The sequence below is a fragment of the Paenibacillus sp. FSL R10-2782 genome (assembly GCF_038592985.1).
Classification (GTDB): Bacteria; Bacillota; Bacilli; order Paenibacillales; family Paenibacillaceae; genus Paenibacillus; species Paenibacillus terrae_C.
This window is the reverse complement of the sequence record NZ_CP151951.1, coordinates 553,825-574,206: the sequence shown is the minus strand read 5'-3', so window position 1 is coordinate 574,206 and position 20,382 is coordinate 553,825. Positions and strand designations below refer to the sequence as shown.

Annotated in this window: 19 protein-coding genes; 7 read left to right on the top strand and 12 right to left on the bottom strand. The window is 45.4% G+C overall.

Annotated features, from left to right (window positions below):
• Positions 1–77: 77 nt before the first annotated feature.
• Together NST83_RS02580 and NST83_RS02575 are read right to left on the bottom strand one after the other, a co-directional pair.
• The gene (locus NST83_RS02580; protein ID WP_342416458.1) at positions 78–893 is read right to left on the bottom strand and encodes a protein kinase; all 816 of its coding nucleotides are present in this window, start codon (positions 891–893) and stop codon (positions 78–80) included.
• A 167-nt stretch (positions 894–1,060) separates the two neighbouring features.
• A complete protein-coding gene (locus NST83_RS02575; RefSeq protein ID WP_342416457.1) occupies positions 1,061–1,882 on the bottom strand; it encodes a MerR family transcriptional regulator in 822 nt (273 codons plus the stop codon).
• 691 nt (positions 1,883–2,573) lie between these two features.
• On the opposite strand from NST83_RS02575, the gene NST83_RS02570 reads away from it, so the two are divergent.
• Entirely contained in the window at positions 2,574–3,530 is a 957-nt protein-coding gene (locus NST83_RS02570; RefSeq protein ID WP_137061377.1) for an L-lactate dehydrogenase, read from the top strand.
• 90 nt (positions 3,531–3,620) lie between these two features.
• Here the strand turns inward: NST83_RS02570 and NST83_RS02565 are convergent, their stop codons facing one another.
• Together NST83_RS02565 and NST83_RS02560 are read right to left on the bottom strand one after the other, a co-directional pair.
• A complete protein-coding gene (locus NST83_RS02565) occupies positions 3,621–4,115 on the bottom strand; it encodes a GHKL domain-containing protein (protein WP_170970764.1) in 495 nt (164 codons plus the stop codon).
• A gap of 579 nt (positions 4,116–4,694) precedes the next feature.
• A complete protein-coding gene (locus NST83_RS02560) occupies positions 4,695–5,435 on the bottom strand; it encodes a LytTR family DNA-binding domain-containing protein (RefSeq protein ID WP_137061375.1) in 741 nt (246 codons plus the stop codon).
• Between the two features lie 502 nt (positions 5,436–5,937).
• Between NST83_RS02560 and NST83_RS02555 the strand changes: the two genes are divergently transcribed.
• On the top strand, positions 5,938–6,672 hold the full coding sequence (locus NST83_RS02555; RefSeq protein ID WP_342416456.1) for a YiiX/YebB-like N1pC/P60 family cysteine hydrolase: 735 nt from the start codon (positions 5,938–5,940) through the stop codon (positions 6,670–6,672).
• Positions 6,673–6,782: 110 nt separating this feature from the next.
• Positions 6,783–8,009 (top strand): hypothetical protein, encoded by a 1,227-nt coding sequence (locus NST83_RS02550; protein WP_342416455.1) that lies wholly within the window; start codon positions 6,783–6,785, stop codon positions 8,007–8,009.
• A gap of 442 nt (positions 8,010–8,451) precedes the next feature.
• On the opposite strand, the gene NST83_RS02545 is transcribed toward NST83_RS02550, so the two are convergent.
• From NST83_RS02545 to NST83_RS02525, 5 genes are read right to left on the bottom strand one after another with little or no spacing between them, the layout of a single operon-like run.
• Positions 8,452–9,180 (bottom strand): ABC transporter permease, encoded by a 729-nt coding sequence (locus NST83_RS02545; protein ID WP_137061372.1) that lies wholly within the window; start codon positions 9,178–9,180, stop codon positions 8,452–8,454.
• A complete protein-coding gene (locus NST83_RS02540) occupies positions 9,180–9,896 on the bottom strand; it encodes an ABC transporter permease (protein ID WP_342416454.1) in 717 nt (238 codons plus the stop codon). The genes NST83_RS02545 and NST83_RS02540 overlap by 1 nt, the downstream gene beginning before the upstream one ends.
• On the bottom strand, positions 9,893–10,810 hold the full coding sequence (locus NST83_RS02535; protein WP_342416453.1) for an ABC transporter ATP-binding protein: 918 nt from the start codon (positions 10,808–10,810) through the stop codon (positions 9,893–9,895). The genes NST83_RS02540 and NST83_RS02535 overlap by 4 nt, the downstream gene beginning before the upstream one ends.
• Positions 10,811–10,869: 59 nt before the next feature.
• Positions 10,870–12,261, bottom strand: coding sequence for a HAMP domain-containing sensor histidine kinase (locus NST83_RS02530; protein WP_342416452.1), 1,392 nt, complete (start codon positions 12,259–12,261; stop codon positions 10,870–10,872).
• On the bottom strand, positions 12,261–12,935 hold the full coding sequence (locus tag NST83_RS02525; RefSeq protein ID WP_137061368.1) for a response regulator transcription factor: 675 nt from the start codon (positions 12,933–12,935) through the stop codon (positions 12,261–12,263). Before NST83_RS02525 ends, NST83_RS02530 begins: the two co-directional genes overlap by 1 nt.
• A 152-nt stretch (positions 12,936–13,087) precedes the next feature.
• Between NST83_RS02525 and NST83_RS02520 the strand changes: the two genes are divergently transcribed.
• Positions 13,088–14,851, top strand: a complete 1,764-nt coding sequence (locus NST83_RS02520) for an alpha-glycosidase (RefSeq protein ID WP_342416451.1) — start codon at positions 13,088–13,090, stop codon at positions 14,849–14,851.
• A gap of 98 nt (positions 14,852–14,949) precedes the next feature.
• Positions 14,950–16,326, top strand: a complete 1,377-nt coding sequence (locus NST83_RS02515; RefSeq protein ID WP_342416450.1) for a transcriptional regulator — start codon at positions 14,950–14,952, stop codon at positions 16,324–16,326.
• Between the two features lie 72 nt (positions 16,327–16,398).
• Here the strand turns inward: NST83_RS02515 and NST83_RS02510 are convergent, their stop codons facing one another.
• Positions 16,399–16,551, bottom strand: coding sequence for a hypothetical protein (locus NST83_RS02510; protein WP_170970763.1), 153 nt, complete (start codon positions 16,549–16,551; stop codon positions 16,399–16,401).
• A gap of 203 nt (positions 16,552–16,754) precedes the next feature.
• Between NST83_RS02510 and NST83_RS02505 the strand changes: the two genes are divergently transcribed.
• Together NST83_RS02505 and NST83_RS02500 are read left to right on the top strand one after the other, a co-directional pair.
• Positions 16,755–17,822, top strand: a complete 1,068-nt coding sequence (locus NST83_RS02505) for a prolyl oligopeptidase family serine peptidase (protein WP_342416449.1) — start codon at positions 16,755–16,757, stop codon at positions 17,820–17,822.
• Positions 17,823–17,874: 52 nt separating this feature from the next.
• On the top strand, positions 17,875–18,267 hold the full coding sequence (locus tag NST83_RS02500; protein ID WP_342416448.1) for a MerR family transcriptional regulator: 393 nt from the start codon (positions 17,875–17,877) through the stop codon (positions 18,265–18,267).
• Between the two features lie 181 nt (positions 18,268–18,448).
• On the opposite strand, the gene NST83_RS02495 is transcribed toward NST83_RS02500, so the two are convergent.
• Complete coding sequence (locus tag NST83_RS02495; protein WP_342416447.1) at positions 18,449–19,114, bottom strand: methionine ABC transporter permease; 666 nt, start codon at positions 19,112–19,114, stop codon at positions 18,449–18,451.
• The gene (locus NST83_RS02490) at positions 19,111–20,133 is read right to left on the bottom strand and encodes an ATP-binding cassette domain-containing protein (RefSeq protein WP_342416446.1); all 1,023 of its coding nucleotides are present in this window, start codon (positions 20,131–20,133) and stop codon (positions 19,111–19,113) included. The genes NST83_RS02495 and NST83_RS02490 overlap by 4 nt, the downstream gene beginning before the upstream one ends.
• Positions 20,134–20,382: the final 249 nt, after the last annotated feature.

Sequence of the window (20,382 nt, the reverse complement as noted above, 5' to 3'; positions counted from 1 at the left end):
CTGGTCAAATGCGTAAGGGGGGCATTCCCCCATTTTTGCGGCGAATGTCCGATATTTGTATGGACGATCTTTAAGGACTAACCCTCCTGCTGCACCAACGCCTTCTCCAGTTCCATCATAAGCTGACGACTATGTTCATACCTGGGGCCAATCTGAAAAAGACATTCCAGCAGATGGCGCACAGGTGAACTCAGCTTCAATTCTTCCTGCCAGCTTCCCGGCGGTTGGTCCGGCTGAGGCTCGTAACTGCTATACAGCATAAAAAGCATCAAATGCCCGACATCGTACAAATCGCTGTAGATAGCGACATCCTGTCGTTCAGGTGCGCGCTTTTCCAGCATGGATTCGGTAAATACATCCTCCTGCTGCTCGCCCATCGCCAGTGCAAGGCCAAAGTCGATCAAGTACGGTTTCCCTTCGCGATGGATCACATTGGGAATGCGGATATCCCGATGGATGTAGCCTCGTTCATGCACATGCACAACCCGCTCCATTAGCTCCAAGGTGTAGACGATACACTCTTGTTCCGTAAAAGAACGCCCCTGTTCAAATATAAGCTCCTCCAGCGTCATGCCGGAGATATATTCCATGACCAAGTACAATTCATTCCGATGCTCCGCACTTTCGAGCAGCTTCGGGATATAGGGGTGTTCCATTTGTCGCATAATGTCGGCTTCACGCTGTAACAGTTGAACACCTTTCGCCCGCTTGCTCGGTCTGGGTAGCTTGACCGCCACCTCCTGCCCATTATGCTTGTCCAGACAGAGGTAGGTCAGACCATAGCTTCCCATACCCAGCAGCGAAAGAATATGATAACGTCCGCTCAGCAGATCGCCGGGCTGTTTTGGATAATCTATCCAACATTCATAAGCATTCCGTAACCAAGCAAACATTCTGATATCCCTTTCCTATACACTTTGCAGCAACGCTAAATATGCGACTAGCTCTTGTTTTCTTGTATACGCCAGTTGCCCTAAATCCATTCAATCCGGTCTGTTCGCTATTATACCATCCGCAATAAGACCACCAGAACCGGGAAGGTCTGATGGTCTTATCATACCTATGCTTCTCTACGTCTGCGTGGTGTCAAACCGAGCCAGGACAGCAGCGAACCGCGTGACTTACGCTGTCTGCCCTGATAGGTTCGCAAATTGGTGATTAACTGCCGATCCCGTTCTTCCTCCACCCTTTCTTTCATCCAGCGCTTTTGTTCCTCCAACTGATTGGAGAGGTTGATGTTCTTTTCCACCAAACGGCTATGCTCTGTTTCCAGCTCTTCCAATCGACTTCGCATCTCCAGTAGAGCGCTCTGCACCATGATCTGCATCTCCGTCATTGCTTGGGACTCTATAGGCTCCTGCGTTTGGATCTGCACTGGTGTCTGTTCCGGTTCTTCTTTCTCCCTCTCCCTTGTTTGCTCCAGCCTGTGCTCAATCGTTAGCTCCAAGGTATGCTTCTGTTGTTCCTGCACGCTAACTTCATCCTCTATTCCTATCGATTCAAGAGTAGCGGCGGCTTGCGCCTGCATTACAGACTCATCCCTGCCCTCTGCCGCAGCCAATATTTCCTCCCAGGTTGCAGCCAGGGACTCACCGTCCGATACGGGGGGCAAACGGACGCCTGCATCCTCGATTTGGAAGGGTGCGGTTATCCTCTCAAGCACCACCTGAACCGCCTGCTCCATCGTCAAATGCTCCTCACGCAACGCCCCTCGCATCACCTTTAAGCACTCTACATCCTCTGGACTGAACATTCTCGATTGATTGGCGGAACGGGGGAACACATAGCCCTGCTCCTCCAGCGCTGCCGCATATTTACGAAGGGTACTAGCTCCGATTCCCAACTGCTTTGCTGCTTCCGTCGTCGATCTGCTTTCTTCCATTGATCATTACCTCCCCGGATGGTATGGAAAGAAATAAGCTTGTATATGTACAATTCGCGGAATCAAATGGAAACCCTTTGGCAAAAATGTTCTAATATTGCGGACTGCTAGGAACCTTTGTCATAAGCGAATATTTTATAAAAATGCAGGAAGCGACTTCATATTACCATGATAAGCGCGGCTTAAAAGTTTCCTATTGTGCCACTGCGCAGTCGGATGGGCTTCCCATCGCCACCGCTTCGCTTGTACAGCACCATGTTATATAGCTTATTGCTGGATAAACCAGCAGCATTTAAAATCTGACAAAGTCCGTGGTGCCTCGCATGTTTCCCATTCAATTAGGGAGCATTTTTTAGAAACGTCACATAAATGTCATACTCTACATAATCCCATGGCATTATTCCTACCATCAATGCGTCGAAAAGTACAATCCATGCGTATGCCACCTCAAAAAGAAGCTACTCACTCCCTGCAATCCATACCTGCAAAAACACTGCGTATTCCATGTATTCTCTATATTTCAGCATATATATGCACCTCTGGCCATCGTTATTTTTATATTTTTCGGAATGAAGGCAAAACAATGGATATTTCCAAAAGCTCAGCAATATGTTATGTTATGTAACGTAAAATGGGTTTAAGGCATAATTTATAGCATATTAACGTTCGCTGGAACGAGGAGGAAACATAAATGAAGGGGAAGGCAAGGAAGGTAGCTATTGTCGGCGCGGGTATGGTTGGTTCGAGCTGTGCCTACTCAATGGTCAATCAGTCCATTTGTGACGAAATTATGATGATTGACCGCACGTATGATCGGGCTTTGGCCCATGCGCTGGATCTGTCCCATTGTATGGATTTTACGTCCACACGTACCAAGGTACATGCAGGAAGATATGCAGATTGCACGGATATGGACGTTGTCATTATCACGGCAGGGGCTAACCCCAAACCAGGTCAAGATCGTCTGTCCGTACTGGATGATGCAGTGATCATTACGCGCGAAATTGTAACGGCGATTATGGCAAGCGGCTTTGACGGCATTTTCGTCATTGCAGCTAATCCTGTCGATATTGTGACCTATCTCGTACAAAGCATATCCGGTCTTCCACGCAACAAGGTGATCGGCACGGGCACCTCCATTGACTCGTCCCGGCTTAAGACGCTGCTTTCCGAGGTGTTTTCCATAGATCCGCGCAGCGTACAGGGGTATGCTCTTGGCGAGCACGGTGATTCCCAGTTCGTTGCATGGTCGCACGTGACCATTGGCGGCAAGCCAATCCTGCACATCCTGCGTCAGCATCAGGAGCGGTTCAGCCACGTCGATCTGGATGACATCGCCCGCAAAACGAAGGATGCAGGCTGGGAGATTTTCACCCGCAAAGGGGCTACTTATTTCGGCATTGCTAATGCGCTGGCGTACATTACCCGTTCGATTTTGAATGATGACGGTAAAATTATAGCAGTATCGGCCGTATTAGACGGCGAGTATGGACATACCGATGTCTGCACAGGCGTTCCGGCGATCATCGGCAGTAAAGGAATTCAAGAGGTCATCGAGCTGGAGCTAAGCCCGGAAGAGCAAGCCAGGTTCGACGCCTCCTGCCACCTCATCAGTGACAATATCCGTGCCCTGCCGGGCTTAGTATAAAATGTGTCCTACGCCGGGTTGAGATGTATTATCGTATTTTATCAATCCGGCGCGATGTATACTTCAAAAAACATACTTATCCAACTATATTCATTCTAAAAGCTGAAGAGAAACCATGATGTTGAATCTGTGATTCATAGCCTCAATACGTATATTTCCATCGTATTTCTCCGTAACCCTTCGAATGTTAGCTAACCCGTTTCCGTGAAAATCAGGCTCTTGTTTTTTCGTACGAAAACTACATGTGAAATCCTTCATTGTGTTAATAACATTCATAAATAGCGTGTACTCATTAGAAAATATATTAATCTCCACATACTTATCATCTGTCTGGCCTGATAATATCGCCGCTTCAACTGCATTGTCCAATATGTTTCCTAACAAGACACAGAGATCATATCTTTCGATTTTCAGGTTTTTATCAAGAAGATTAATTTTGTATTTGACCCGTACTCCGTTATCCTGTGCAATATTTAATATATTACTTACCAACGCATCAATGACCAGATTTCCAGTATTTACTTTCAAATACGAAATGTCTATCTTGTCCAGAGTCAGATGGATATATCCTGAGGCCTCATGCAACCTCCCCTCCTCAATACATCTATCTATAAACAAGAGATGCTTATTGGTATCATGTATAATCCGCTTGATGTCCTTGAAGGAATTAGTTGTTTTATCATAAGTTGTATCCTGATATTCCATTTGTCTTAGCAATTGCACATTCACTTCAGCCAATCTAAACTTTTCGATCATATTGCAGAACAAATAAAGAACCAACAAATTAACGATCAATAGTCCAATAACAGAGAATACACAAAAAATATTTGTACTGCAATAATGAAATAACGTGTTTATAATGAGTGTACTGATTAGTATAACAAGTACTATTATTAAATAGTATCCTCCATGTACTCTAGGGTTACCTCCCCGCTTAAGGTTTTTTTTAAATATAAAAAATATAAGTGTTATTATAAAAGAAACTGACAATACCAGCAGCCTGTTCACATACTCCGCAATCGTTCAAGGATCCTCCTTCCAATGCTTTACCTTCCATAAAACGAATTAAATAACTTCCCATCATCTGCTGATTACCTTCATGTATGTACTTACTACATTAACTTCAAAACAATGTCTCACACAAGAAACTTGTATATCATTAAATCACCCATTTACCTTAAATTCACCAATCATATATTTGGTATAAGCGTCCTTAACAGACTTTAATTTGGAGCGACCTATAGGGAATTCTGTGCCATTCGACATAAAAACGAAATGCCCCGAAAATTTGTTAATATGTTCCATGTTAACAAGAATAGAACGATGAACCTGTAAAAATTGATAATGCCCCAGTCTTTTTGCATAATCGGACAGAATTCCCCTCATAAGGAACTTGTCACATATGGTTGTAATCTCCAGTTTTCGACGACTCATAGATCCACCATGCATTTCTACAGATATAATATCCGCATATTTCAATACAATCTCTTGACAATCTACTTTAATGACCAGAAAACGCTTCTTTAAAGAAAGAATATATTTAGATAATTTAATAATTTTCTGTTCAAAAATTTCGTAGGAAACTGATTTAAGCAAATATTGAAATGTCTGAACATCAAAGCTGTCCATCACATACTCAGGATAACTTGTTAAAAAAATAATCTGAACATCATAATCTGGAATTGCACGTATCATTCTTGCTGTCTCAAGGCCATTCATACCGATCATCTCAATATCCAGAATAAGAACATGAAAGGGATTTTTTTCATTTTCTTGATAATAAGCTAACAGTTCCTCACCAGAGGAAAAGCAAGAAATATGAAATTCTTGGTCCATTTTCAAGAATAGCTTTTTCACATGATTTTGTTGCTCCACTTCATCATCACAAATAGCAACCTTCAGCAAAGTAACATCCCCTTTCAAAACTCCCGACAGATTTTAATGATTGATACAAGCAGCTCTTTTAAAAATATAACCTGACATAAACATGTCGTTCACGCCTATAATACATCCATTTAGACCATTTTAAAGAATTTTATTGTTAAATATGTATATTATAATACCAGATAATGAGTAAATAAGAATACAAGAAATAAAGGGTTTTAAGACCTAACTTCTTCCGAAAATAGAATGGTTGTATTCAGGTAATACCTCTGGCGAAGTGCGTTTACCTGATTCAATATACTAAGCTGTCACTTCTTCCCTTTGTTTCTTTTTATAACATTACATAAGCTTACTTTTACCTCGGTCTTTTATAAAAATATCAAAGGGCTGGATGATCACTTTTACATGTGGAGGTGAATTTTGACTTTGATTCAAACGAAAAACTGAAAACCATGTATCTATTATGTAGTGTATTGTATTGTTTTGTTTTATCTAATTTATTAACGATGGAGGCTGAAGTAATATGAACAAATTATTTAAAACGATTATATCTTTAAGTGTTGTAATCAGTGTTTTGGCTCTCCCTACTATTCAAGCCAGCGCTGAAGAAGTGAATTCATCCATTTCCACTGATGTTTACCAGGAAATGAAGGGTGCAGGAATGACTGATCAGGATATTGAAATGGTTAAGAAGCATAATATGGAAGAAATTGAGTATATCAATAGTGGAAAATTAAAAGAAAAAGCCCTCGAAGACCAGCAAGCGATCGCGTTGCAAGGAGACAAATCTGACGAACGGAACACAGCCATTTCGCCGAACGCTACTAAATTAGGTTCCTACGGAGATATTTTAGTAGCCTTTAACGCAAGCTCTTGGGGAATTGATTTTGGTTACCCTGGACATGCAGGGATCGTATCTAATACCAACGGCTACACTATAGAATCATTCCCTGCAGATGGAGTACAGTATCATACAAACGATTGGGGTAGTCGTACCAATATTTATGCTATGCATGTTAAAGGTGCTAGTAGCAGTAATTATACAGGGGCTGCCAGCTATGCCTACACGAAAATAGGTAAACCTTACAATTGGAATTTTGTTAATCCGTGGTCTGAAGATAAATTTTATTGCTCACAATTAGTATGGAAAGCGTGGAAAACTCAAGGAATTGATGTCGATTATGTCACTATCGACCCTATTGTAACTCCAATGGAAATTGCAAAATCAGGTAATACGAGTATATATTATAGTAACTAATCATAGTAATCAACTATAATACTTAAAATTCCAGTTAGTTGAAATACACAATTCTACTAACTGGAATCATTTTTTATATTGATATCAAAATTCTCATGGGGGTAAAGACATTGCTAACAAAGAAACAGGTGGTTTGGATCGTAATTGTTATAGCATGCATAATCGTTCTTCTTTTAACCCTTTTTATCATTAATAAAAATACAGAAAATCATTCATCTCAAAATTCTAATCCATCTATGAGTGCTCTCTCAAAAAATATAGAACTGAATACCGCTGAAAAAGGCTTTGTGGCCATCTATTCTGACGCAATGAAGGAAGGTGCTGATCTTGTAAGCTACAGCCCTACTGGAGATATTATAGGTGTGCAGAAGCTAGAAAATGGTCGTGCTCTCTATTATTCTACCAAGTTGTCTGGCAACTACTATATCACCTCTGAGCGACAAAATCGGCATTATGTTCTGGATAAATCAGGGATCATTCGCTCTTTTTTTGGTCCTTCAAAGTACGACCAGGATAGAGCAATCGGCACCTCTTTTGTTAAAAGTAGTGGAGAATATCTATTTTTCTCAATGAATGTGGGTAACAATCCACAATATTCGCCAAAGGTATATGCTAATGAGTTGGTATATTCAAAGACCGGCAATTCGACACTTCATCACATAATGTTGCCAGGATATTTCCAATCTGTGGTAGAAAAAGATAATAAAGCTTATGTACTATACATAGACGGGAATGGAGAAAACGTCGGTATTTATGTAATTGACCTAAACACAAATAGCTTGCTTCATAATTATTCTATCCCAAATCATAAATCTCAGGAACAAGCATATTATCCAGTGGGGCAAAATAACGGATCGTCCCTTCAATGGTTTCATAATCGTTTAATCGTCATGCTGGATGGAAATCGTCCGGGTATTCAGGATCGGCCTGTTATGCAAATTGTAAATCCCTCCAATGGCACCCTAGATAAAGAAATTTCTATCTCTAACGAATCATTTTCCTTGTATGATACTGCAATACATGACGGAAATTTGTATATCATATCAAATAATAATAAAATCATGGTATGGGATGATTCCTTACAAAACGTTAAAAAAATTCAATTAAAACAGAGTAAAGATTTTATTCAAAAAAAAGAAACTGAAAGAGGATATATATCAGGTACACATATTTCTGGAAATTCAATTGATATATTATATGACTTTGTTAAGAAAAAACCTTTGGACCGAGTCAGAGAAATACGACGCTACAGTTTAGAGACAGGTTCCGAGGAGGCTGTCATTCCCTTGAGCTATCATTCCGATAAAGAAATGGTTCGTTTTTTGGGCACAAATTAGCTACGAAGTTGCCATACTCCTTCAAGGCGAGGTGTATTTATGATTTATTTAGTTTTTCACCAACTGAACCCCCTTGTTCCCACTCTGCTCGTATGCCCTCTAATCGCCATTATAACGGGAATTATGTGCGCAATTCTTCATTCGAGAATTCTACCGGGTGTAGGTGTAGCTCTTTTACTTCCCCTCCTATTTATCACAACAAATATAGCCACCTTTAGAGCCAACTTGGATACATGGGCGATGTACGGCATTATTTATGCCCTGATGACCTATGCCGCATTTAGAATAACTTCCCGAGCTAGAAGTTGAATGATCTTTATATATCAGGGCTGAAATATGACCTGGAAGAACGATAACTTTAAAACAAATGACCCATAAGAGGGTCATTTGTTTTCATAGAGACCTTGAAAAAACAGATAGAGCTGAATCCTCATATTCCGTCTTATATTTCTTTACGACGGAATACCGTCAGGCCCGCAATCCCAAACACAGCAAAGCTGCCCAGAACAACCGTAATCAGCGTATCGGCTGGTACGATGAAAGCCCCGAAGCTGTCTCTTCCGGCAGGCATCATCGCCAGCACAGGCTGTACCCACGGATAGTACGGACCATAGGTCTGTGAGTTGGCGACCAGAATATTGGGCACTGTGAAAACAAAGTTCAAGGCGAGCGGCGCGGCAAAGCTGGACCATAGGAAAGACACCATCAGCTGTAACGCAGCCAGCGGCAGACAGGCTACCCAGCCTGCGAGCAGACTTTGGGCAATCATAGACCAAGGAATCGGCCCGTTCATGTCCTGCACAGCTCCGACACCCAGCAGCGCTCCCCCGAACAATAGCTGAGTCAGCCCCACCAAAGCCATAATCATCGTCAGCTTGGCTGCGTAGAGACTGGTGCGGGACAATGGCAACGACAACAGTTGCTTCCAGCCGCCGCCCCCATGTTCGAATCGGCAGACCAAGGACGCAAATACGGCGGTCAGCATCGGCAGAAATAGCAGCGCATGCAATGTGAGCATAGTAGATAACAAGGCAAGCCAATTCCCTCCGGGAGTCGACAGCAGTCCGATCAGAACGGCAATCCCCGGGCTGACGAGCGCAAGCAACCAGACGGGCGACTTGGCTATTTTCAAACGTTCAACAGAAAGCAGTCGTACATATCCTCCGAACATTACGCCACATCCTTTCTGCTAAAATGAGCCGCCGTCAGCAGGCTGAGAAGCGCACCCATTCCGCAGCCAATAGACGCAAACATCCACGCCTGAGGTGCAGCCCATGCGAATTGAGGCCAAGCCAGCGGAAAATACCCAGATAGCTGGGAAGCAAACAAGCTGCCGATGCCTAGCGTAATGCCTAGTGTTACAGGCAGTGCCTGATTATGAAACGTGACCGTTAGCCACAACAGCAGTACGAGAATGGGCAGTGAACCTCCCAAGGGCCAGAATCCGAGCCGCAGTAATTCTCCTATCGGAGCAGGCTCTCCCCCGAAGCCAAGTATCATGCCCAGTCCCCACGTTCCAACGGTAAGTAGCAGGCAGGATACACACAGCATCCCGATAGCCAGCGTCAGCTTGGCCATATAGACGCTGAATTTGGAGATCGGCAAGGCCAGCAGTTGCTTCCATGAGTTGGACGAATGCTCCACATTCGCCAGCATGGAAGCGACCATCGTGGCCCCTAACACCAGCGCAAGGGGAACAAAAATAGCAATGTTATCCATCAAGGCTTCCCACAGATGACCCTTGCTGCGCGGAATCAGATAATCATAACGAAGCCCGAAATTCAGTGCCTGCATCGCCACCAGCCCAAGTGGTCCTAGAAACACCAGAAACCAGATACCCTTTCTGCGCGCTTTGAGCAGATCCGCAGTCAGCGCTCGTAGCATCATAGGGAAGTCCCTCCTTTGCCGACGACCTGCATGAACATATCCTCCAGGGATTTGCGGCGTTCCTCTACACGGTATATAGCATGCGTGTTTTCGACCAGCCTTCTGACCAGCAGCGCCACAGCTGCGTCATTCATATTTTCAAAATCCAGAGCAGCCCCGTCTCTCACCGAATGATAACCCTGCTCACGTGCAATGAGCTGGGCTGTTTCCGGGTCTGACGTCACAATACGAATCCCCCCTGCGGATTCCTGACGGAGATTGTGAATCGTATTCTGGAAAACCAGTTCTCCTTCGCGGATAATTCCCACCGTATTCGCCATATGCTCCACTTCGCTCAGCAGATGGCTGGATACCAGCACGGTGATTCCTCGTTCCTTGGGCATCGCCTGAATCAATGCACGCATTTCCTGAATGCCCTCCGGGTCCAAACCATTGGTAGGCTCGTCCAAAATAAGCAATTCCGGATGGCCTAGCAGCGCGGCGGCGATACCAAGCCGTTGCTTCATGCCCAGCGAGTAGCCCTTGACCGGGCGCTTGGCATGCTTGGTCAGTCGAACGACTTCCAGCACGTCCGCAATGTTCTCCTTGGGCACATTTAAAATGCGACGAATGGCCTCCAGATTTTCCACTGCGTTCAAATGACCGTAATACGAAGGGTATTCGACCAGCGAGCCGACTTTACGCAAAATATCCAGCTTATGTCTGCGGATATCCTTGCCAAATATGCGAATCGTTCCCCGAGTCGGGCGAATGAGTCCGAGCAGCATACGGATGGTTGTCGTTTTCCCCGCTCCATTTGGGCCGAGAAAGCCGTAAATATCTCCCCGACCTATTTTCAGATCCAGTTGGTTGACCGCAGGGCGTCCTTTGTATAATTTGCTAAGACCGTTCGTTTCAATAATGTATTCGTTCAAGTTTCTCACCTCGACACCTATCGTAACGTGCCAAGTTTAAGACCAAGGGAACTCTTAGTTTAAGTTTTGTTTAAAAAACGGATTTGTGTCCCGACGGATGAACTGACAATGTCCCTCTCCAGATTCATTTCACGAGCCAGCAATTCAGTAATCGCCAAGCCAATCCCGGCTCCTTTTCCACTGGATTGCTGCTCCATTCCCGGTCCTTTATCCGCAATGACTAATGCCTCTTTCCCGTTATGTTCCTCTATATGGATACCGATATATTGGCCTGAGACGGCGTGGCGAACTACATTTTGGAAGAGATTGTCTAGCAAACGGCGAAAGCCCTGCTCATCGACCTTCCACACGATACTATGCTCAGGCAAGTCGATATCCACCTCAAAGCCCTCCTTTTCCCAAACCGGATACCAGCTGGCCGCACATTCCCGCACCAGTCGCAGGATATCACGCGGTTCGTTATTCAAAGTGTATTTGCCGCTGGAGAGAAGATTATAGGCAAGCAGGTTGTCGATCAGACTTCCGAGGTCTTTTAGCTTGTTTTCCATCAATGAAATAGACCGTTTTCCCCTGTCACTCAGGTTTTCGTCGTCCAATGTGTACAGGTGGCTGCGTACGACCGTAAGCGGCGTCCGAATATCGTGTGACAGATCAGCGACCAGCCTTTTCCGCAGCTCTTCCTCCTGGCGCTCACGTCCCCGGCTTTCCGCCAGCTGCTCAACCATCTGGTTGAACGCTTCCTCCAGCTTGCCGATTTCATCCGGTCGTCCGGTGCTGACGAGAATGGGCAATCCATCCTCTCCCCTCTGCGACATGGCTGCCTGAAGCCGCACCAGTCTGCGCCGAATGCCTCCAAAAAACAGGAGAGATACGAATATAAATGCTACGAGTATTAGTAAAATAAAAAAGAGATAGTACAGTGTCATGCTATTGTCTTTACGCTGCTGATCATAAAACGAACGGGGAATTTTTAATACCATATAGCCCTGATCGGCGTTCCTCTTCCCACCGCCAATAAACGCGACTACAGTAAATAAGTCTGAATTTATGGCTTGCTTCATAAATACAACTGTCTGTGCCGCATCCCATTGCTTTGGAACGTCAGGCTGTGTCGGTAGCTCCAACCTTGTTTTACCTGCGGTATCCACCCAAAATATCTGTGAATCGGGGAAAATATCCCGCTGTATTTTGCGCAGATGGGCTGAGATTTGCTCTGGTGTGGCTCCTTTCAAGGCTACAGCTTCGCGATGCCAGCTATCCTCGGTCCGGGAACTGGAGAGATAATGTGAATTAGCAGGCTTCATATCCGTAACCCAAGCAGACAAGACACTACTTACAATTAACATAGCAGGCAGCATAATCGGCAATAGCATCATAGCAACCACAAGAATAATCAGGTAGCGGAACAACAGTGAATTTCGGAAACGTGTTCCCTTTCGCAGCCCGTTCATTACACCTTAACCCGATAGCCTACACCACGAATCGTCTCAATGATGCGGGGTGTGGCAGGATCAGCCTCCAGCTTTTCGCGCAGATGCCGAATGTGGACCATCAAGGTTTTGTCCCCGTCCATATACGGATCACCCCACACGGCTTCATACATTTGCTCCTTCGTCATAATCTGGCCCAAATGCCGTAGCAAATAAGCGAAAATATGATATTGCTTGCCTGTCAGCGTAATTTCTTCCCCGGTATCACGGTTCACAATACGGTTATCGGGAGGGTACACCGTCAGATGCCCCAACTGTAAGGATTCCTCGGGCACCGTACCAGATCGACGCAGCAAAACCTCCATACGTGCAATCAGCTCGTCCGGATGAAAGGGCTTCGTCACATAATCGTCGGCAAAATCCAATCCTTGCAGCTTATCGTCAATAGAAGTACGGGCGGACAGCATAAGGATGGGGAGCTCGGGACGTTCCTTCTTGAGCCTTTTTCCAATCGTAAATCCATCCAGACCGGGTAGCATCACATCCAGAATCACAAGCTGGCATGTACGGGATGCTTCCACAGCTCCATCTCCGCTGCGCAGCCACACCACAGCGTAATTCCGCTCCTCCAAATATTGATGCATCCAAGCTCCGATATCCTGATCGTCCTCGATATATAACACATTTGTTTTCATTCACGCGCACCTACTTATCGTTTTTCTTTTATAGTAATGGGCATTATAGCATTGATGGTACATAACCCGCATAAAAAGGTTAATAACTACCTTATACGACATATGCTATATGATTTCAAATTCTACGGCTTGCAAAATAGGAGGAATACCATATGCTGCTGGAAGCGATATACCATCATCCGAAGCGCAATTGGGCTTTTGGTTATGATGATGCAACCATTTATTTACGACTCCGTGTGAAAAAAAATGACCTGAGCGCTGTGCACGCTCTCACCGGGGACAAATACGACTGGGATCGCACCCGACAGCTCATTCCGATGTCCAAATTCGCCACCGACGCCAGATTTGATTACTACCAATGTACCGTAAAGCCCACTCACCGCCGGCTGAAATATGGATTTTTGCTGGAAGACGAAGCAGAACAGCTATGGATGAACGAGAACGACTTCACCACCCAAGAGCCGCAAAATGCAGACGGCCTGTTCCAATACCCGTTTTTGAATCCAATTGATATTCTCAAGCCGCCTGCATGGGTGAAGGATGCGGTTTTTTATCAGATTTTCCCGGAACGCTTTGCGAACGGTGACCCCTCTATTAGCCCGGAAGGTGCCGAGGCATGGGGGGACACGCCGCAAACCGACAATTTTTTTGGTGGCGATCTACAGGGGATTATAGATCATCTGGACCACCTGAACGAGTTGGGGATTAACGCCCTGTATATGACGCCTGTGTTCAAGGCGACGACCAACCATAAATACGATACCGAGGATTATATGGAGGTGGACCCGCATTTTGGGGACAAGGAGACGTTAAAAAAACTGGTGGATGCCTGCCACGACCGGGGAATCCGGGTACTGTTCGATGCAGTGTTCAATCATTCGGGACGTACCTTTAAGCCGTTCGTGGACGTACTGGAAAAAGGCGAAGCCTCCCCTTACAAGGACTGGTTCCACGTACATAGCTTCCCGCTGGAAGTCGTTGATGATACACCTACCTACGATACCTTCGGGCTGGAGCCGATGATGCCCAAGCTAAACACCGAGCATCCCGAGGTGAAGAAGTACCTGCTGGATGTGGCAAAATATTGGATCGAAGAAATCGGCATCGACGGGTGGCGGCTGGATGTGGCAGACGAGGTGGATCACGCCTTTTGGCGGGAGTTCCGCACCACGGTCAAGCAGGCCAACCCGGATGCGTACATTCTGGGTGAAATGTGGAATGAATCGTCTGAATGGCTACAGGGCGACCAGTTTGATGCGACGATGAATTATCCGTTCACTTATGCGGTGAATGATTTTTTCGTCAAAAAGGAGTCCGATGCCCAAAGCTTCGCTTTTGCTATCGGACGGCAGTTGGCCCGCTATCCGCAGCAGGCCGCTGAAGTGGCCTTCAATCTGCTGGATAGCCACGACACGCCGCGCCTCCTGACGCTGTGTGGTGATGACCAGCGGCTGATGCGGCTGGCCGTTCTGTTCCAGTTCACGTACATGGGCGCGCCCTGCATCTATTACGGTGATGAAATCGGTCTGGATGGAGATGCCGATCCAGGCTGCCGCAAGTGTATGGAGTGGGACCCCAACAAGCAGGACCGCGGGCTGTTCGACTTTTACCGCGAGCTGATTGCGCTGCGCAAGGAGCACCCGGCGCTGCGTGCTGCGGGAAGCCTCACTTTCCTGGAGGCAGAGCCGGAAGGCGCATCCCTCGCCTATGAGCGCCGCAGCGAGGAAGAGGTGCTGCTCGTGCTATTTAATCGTTCCGGTAAAAGCCACGTGTTTGAGCTGGACATTCCCGAGCAGGAATGGGAATTGGCTTTTGGCGAAGGCCAGTGGTCGGCAGGAGCGAAGGGCTTCCGCGCCGAGCTTACAGCTTACGGCTACGCCGTGCTGAAGGCAACGCCTGTGAAGCGGGTGGAATAGACGCTCTCTTTTCCACATACAAACATTCCCAAAACGGTGATATAATATGTTCAGATAATCACTGATTTAGCATCCGGATTGTGAAAGGGGTGGTTCATTTGGAACATACAACCACGATACGCACAGAGCTGGAGCAATTCATGGCACGAGAAGACCTAAGCATTATCCAATTTTGCGAAATGGCAGATGTAGAAACGGAAACAGTCCATGCTATTTTGGGCAAAAAAATGCCATTCTCGGTAGAGCAACTGGATCGGGTTACATACGGTATGCGACTGAATACAGGCCATTTTTATGAACATTACATCGAAGAATGTCTGGTCGAATCCTTACCTGATTGGCGTCACATTAAACCTTTTTTATACCGATGTGAAGAACTGGGCAAGCTGGAGTGTATTCGGCAAACCAGCTATTTATGGTTGGATAACACGAATTACGCCCCACTGTTGTTCGAAGTAGCTGAGGATTTTTTTATACATGACAAACATGCCGCCGCAGCCCTGCTCTACAAAAATATTGTCAAAAGAGAGGGAGGCCGACGTTCAGAACGACTGGCCTTGTGCCAGTATCGCTTGTTTATTCTTGGGCTGGGACCCGATAAAGAACAAAACGTCGATGCTGCTAACCGGGTTTTTCCACTTTTGGATCAGCTTGATGACATCGACCGACTCGACGCATTAAGAGAACTGGCGATTGCCTATATGCACAGGAAATTGTGGGATTTAGCCAAGGACCTGGCTCAGGATATGGATGATGAGGCTAATTTTCAATACCTTCTTATGCACCAGCCCAATAAGGTTAATCAGGAACCACTCAAAAAGCCACAAAGACCGATGTTCTTTTATATGGCCTATTCTAACTATCTTCGTGCGAACATTTGTGAGGCTCAGGGAAACTACAAGCAAGCGCTACAATATACGTACGCGTATGCTGATCTAAGCTGGGTGAAGGAGACGGATGAGGAAACACAATACTGGCTGAACAAATGTAAAGGATGGGCACGGTCCAGTCTATTTTTATATAAAATGCTAACCGGAGATGTAAGCGCTATTTTGGATTATGTTAACTGCATTGAAGCTTCACAAACCGAGCTGATGCCGGGATTGTTCAAAATCGTCAGAGCCGCCAATCAACAGGATATCAAGGTAGACTATTTTCTTAAAAAGTTCGACACAGACATTGCAGCCTTTATGGTGCGGGAAAAAGCTATTGTTACGTATACGCACAAGATCACGCCAGATTTATATATTCTTTTTCTGTATGAGCTGGCACACTATTATTTAAGCAGAGGGGCATTTGACGTTGGTTTTCAATATCTAATCGACGGTATGGAAAAAGCCTTTGAGGTCGATAATAAATCCTGTATCATTAAATACATTGGGCTTTACGAGCATTCCCGATTATTTGCGTCCCGTGAAACTGATGCAGAGTATAAGAGATTAATGTGCGGAATGTATTTGAACGATGATTACTAACTCAGGCTAAACTCAAACAACGCGTGTCGATTGAGTATCGGCACACGTTGGCTTCATAGCTTTTTTATCGGATTACTTATTCTGAATATCTGTTCTTACTACCCCAACATCAGAAGCATTGATAGAAATAGGGTTGCCACCTTGTCCCGTCTGAGCTGAAGAAGATTGTCTGACGTCTACCGAAATTCTTTTATTTTTAAAGCCGCTTCGTCTCTTTCTTCCCAAAGCAATTACCTCCTTGAATACGTGATTTTCCTTTCAATCTCTCCATTGCGACTCCTTTGTTTCCTGCGGATATAAGCCGCCCCTTGAGTCGATCTCAACTGTAAAGAGATATGCTATATGAATATGCTAGAGTAAGAGATATTGTATCGGCGAATAGCAGATCATAGTAGAAAAGAGGCTGGATACAGCCGATTTCGCAGCGTTTGACCGATCAAAACCGTGACGAAACCCTCAGTGCGGCACCTGGCGACAAGCGGGAATTGATGATCAATGTCTGGTATCCTGTCAACCCCGATGTGGCAAAACAAAAACCCAAAGAGCCTTACCCTGATGAGCTAGGAGAAGCTATCAGCCTTGTATTCGGAATACCGAAGCAGTTGTTCAGTTACCTCACAACGATTCCTACACACGTCGTCCAAGGTGCAGAAATATCAAACGCTGAGACAAAATATCCGGTTCTGCTGTTCTCACCCGGTATCCGTTCTACCCGATTTCAGAGCATGACGGCTGTGGAGGAACTCGTGAGTCATGGCTATATTGTAGTGGGCATGGATCATCCCTACTCTTCAGCTAAAGTTTCCTTCCCTGATGGTCGAGTCATTTCCTATACGCCGGAGCCCGAATTCCCGACATCGGCTGAGCTATATGAAAATAACGTAAAGGGTGTCAGCATTCGCGCAGCCGATTCCCGATTCGTGCTGGACACGCTTACGACTTGGAATACACAAGATCCTAACGGATTGTTCGAAGGCAAGCTGGATCTGGAGCATGTGGGCATATTTGGACACTCCTACGGCGGGGCGACAACAGCTGAAACCTTGGCGCAGGACCCGCGTTTTAAAGCGGGTGTCAGCCTGGAGGGTGGATTCTGGGGAACCGTCTCCCATACCGGATTGCAGCAGCCCTTCATGTATATGATGACAGGAACCACTGCCGAGAGCTTAAAACCGTCGGTTACAAAAAAAGATAAAGTCTTTTATACGGAATTTGCTCCCGATCTGAAGTCGGTCATGACCAAAAGTCAAAATGATACCTATTATTTGACGGTTGATAAGCTTTTCCATCAGAGCTTTACGGATCTGGCCCTGATTTCACCATCTCTATTTGCTAAAAATATAGACCCTGTGCATAACATTGATATTACGAGATCGTATGTACGAGCCTTTTTCGACCAATATTTAAAGGTTGAACCGCAGCCGCTATTAAAAGGCGCTTCGCCTGAATATCCTGAGGTGTCGTTCGATCCAACGTATACGAAAAAGAGATCGTAGCTGTTTCTGATATAAAAAGTAGCAATTTTACTAGAAAATCGGAGGTTCTGGCATGGAGGGAATGACACGGGGCGAGCTGTCACAACGTACCGGATTGAGCATGGCGACCATTCGTTACTACGAGAATAATGGTATTTTGCCAGCTCCCAAGCGGGCTGCGAATGGATACCGCATATATACGGATGACTATCTGGTAAAGATCAAGTTTATTAAAGATGCCAAATCATTAGGGTATTCACTTAAGGAAATACAGGAAACGCTCCAACTGCTCAGTCAGGAGATGCTTGAAGACACATTGAGGGAAATTGTTCAAAATAAAATTGTTGAGATTGAAGCCCATATAAACACGCTGCATACCCTTCAATCGTTACTGGCAGGCTTGCTTCAAACCCCTCAGACTGATATCCAAAACTATTTGAAATCATTTCACATCCCTAATAAATAATGGTTCTTGATGCCAACAACATGCGAACAGGCTGCCTACAAGCAGCCGTTCGCGCACGTTATTTTCTGACAATTGAAGCCGCAAAAATACATCAACCCTTTCCATCCGGCACCAACACGAGATCGAATTACCGTTCACATCATATTTTAAAGCGAGGACATCCATAAATTCATTATAAAAATCAACCCCTGCGCACTTTACGGGACAATAGGTTACCCAAGGACTGAACAACTTGTACAAACACAACAAGAATCACGACGGTAATGAGCGTAACGACCGTATCGAACCGCTGATAGCCGTACGATATCGCTAGGTCGCCAATCCCGCCGCCTCCGACCGCGCCTGCCATGGCAGTGGCTCCAATCAAGCCAATTGCGGCTGTCGTTAACGATAGAATGAGAGAACTGAACGCTTCGGGGAGCAAGAAGTAACGAATGACCTGAAAAGGGGTCGCTCCCATCGCATCGGCTGCCTCCAATATGCCTGGATTCACCTCCAACAGAGAATTCTCGACCAGTCTGCCGATATAAGGCGCAATATAGAAAATCAATGGTACAATCGCCGCGCTGGTTCCAATCGATGTATTCACAATCAGACGCGTCAACGGAATGATCGCTACCAGCAATATGATAAACGGCAAGGAACGAACAATATTAATGACCGGATTAAAAATGCCGTAAAACCATTTGCTCTCCAAAATCCCGCCCGGACGGGTAATAACCAGCAAAATACCGATAGGTATACCGATCAATGCGCCAATGAGTAGCGAGATGCTAACCATGAGCAAGGATTGATATAAAGCCTCCCACAGTTGATCCCAAGTTATAGAGGTTCCCGTAATCATCATATGGCCTTCACCTCCTGAATGTTGACCCCTTTACTCTTGATAAAATCAACAGCCTGCCTGACGGCGTGCTCCTCGCCGCGTACCTGGATCGTCATATAGCCAATGGTCGTCTCTTGTATTTCCGTCATATTGGCAAACAAAATGTTCACATAGACCTCATGCTGCCGAATCAATTCATGAACCACTGGCTCGGAAGCAGCCTGTCCGATAAATTCCAGCTTGTAAATCCGCTGTGCTTCTTGCTGTTCAAACGTATGCAGTACACTATCCGGCACCGTATCGTGAATAACCGTGCGCACAAAGCTTTGTGTCGTCGGGTGCTGTGGCTGTCCGAATACCTCCAGCACATCGCCTTGCTCGATGATTTCACCCTTTTCCATCACAGCTACCTTGTTGCAAATCCGCTGTATAACTGACATCTCATGCGTGATGATCAAAATAGTGATCTTGTATTCCTTGTTGATTTTACGAAGCAAATCCAGAATTGACTGCGTGGTCTGCGGATCAAGCGCCGAAGTCGCCTCATCACAGAGCAGAATGGACGGGTTGCTCGCCAGCGCCCGTGCAATACCGACACGCTGCTTTTGACCTCCAGAAAGCTCGCCCGGATAGCTGTTCGCCTTGTCGGACAAGCCTGTAAACTCCAGCAACTCTTTTACCCGCTGCTCAATTTCCCGTTTGTTTCGCTTGAGCAGCACCAGCGGAATCGCAATATTGTCGAACACCGTTTTCGACTCCAGCAGATTGAAATGCTGAAAGATCATTCCGATCTTCTTCCTTACCTTTCGAAGTCCGGATGTCGAATAGGTATTTAATTGCTCTCCTTCGACAAGAACCTCCCCGCTGGTGACCTTCTCCAGACGGTTAACCAACCGAATTAGCGTACTTTTACCCGCGCCGCTGAATCCGATAAAGCCAAAGATATCACCTTTATCCACTTTGATATTTATATTTTTTAGCGCTTCAATGCTTAACCCTTTTCTTACATAGGTTTTGGATACATTTTTTAGTTCAATCATTACCCCCAGCTCCTTCCATTCCTTCAAGTATGTAAGATATCACTAGTTGTTTGCATCCCTTTATCGTTAGTTCACTAAATCCGAGTATTCTAGTAAGTTTTATAAAGTATACTACTTCGATTTAATATTCATGTCAATATGTGTTTTTTGAGGTTGTCCTAAGTTGAGAGCATTTTTTGCATAAACAGGCGTGGTATTGCAGACGCTATGGAATATGCCAAAGCATACACACCTTGCCCAAATGGGACG

Bases quoted from the DNA above. Each gene is read 5' to 3' on its own strand.
- NST83_RS02490 (WP_342416446.1), bottom strand. From the start codon at position 20,133: ATGATTGAACTAAAAAATGTATCCAAAACCTATGTAAGAAAAGGGTTA.
- NST83_RS02495 (WP_342416447.1), bottom strand. From the start codon at position 19,114: ATGATGATTACGGGAACCTCTATAACTTGGGATCAACTGTGGGAGGCT.
- NST83_RS02500 (WP_342416448.1), top strand. From the start codon at position 17,875: ATGGAGGGAATGACACGGGGCGAGCTGTCACAACGTACCGGATTGAGC.
- NST83_RS02525 (WP_137061368.1), bottom strand. From the start codon at position 12,935: ATGAAAACAAATGTGTTATATATCGAGGACGATCAGGATATCGGAGCT.
- NST83_RS02555 (WP_342416456.1), top strand. From the start codon at position 5,938: ATGAACAAATTATTTAAAACGATTATATCTTTAAGTGTTGTAATCAGT.
- NST83_RS02570 (WP_137061377.1), top strand. From the start codon at position 2,574: ATGAAGGGGAAGGCAAGGAAGGTAGCTATTGTCGGCGCGGGTATGGTT.
- NST83_RS02520 (WP_342416451.1), top strand. From the start codon at position 13,088: ATGCTGCTGGAAGCGATATACCATCATCCGAAGCGCAATTGGGCTTTT.
- NST83_RS02580 (WP_342416458.1), bottom strand. From the start codon at position 893: ATGTTTGCTTGGTTACGGAATGCTTATGAATGTTGGATAGATTATCCA.
- NST83_RS02545 (WP_137061372.1), bottom strand. From the start codon at position 9,180: ATGTTCGGAGGATATGTACGACTGCTTTCTGTTGAACGTTTGAAAATA.
- NST83_RS02540 (WP_342416454.1), bottom strand. From the start codon at position 9,896: ATGATGCTACGAGCGCTGACTGCGGATCTGCTCAAAGCGCGCAGAAAG.
- NST83_RS02530 (WP_342416452.1), bottom strand. From the start codon at position 12,261: ATGAACGGGCTGCGAAAGGGAACACGTTTCCGAAATTCACTGTTGTTC.
- NST83_RS02575 (WP_342416457.1), bottom strand. From the start codon at position 1,882: ATGGAAGAAAGCAGATCGACGACGGAAGCAGCAAAGCAGTTGGGAATC.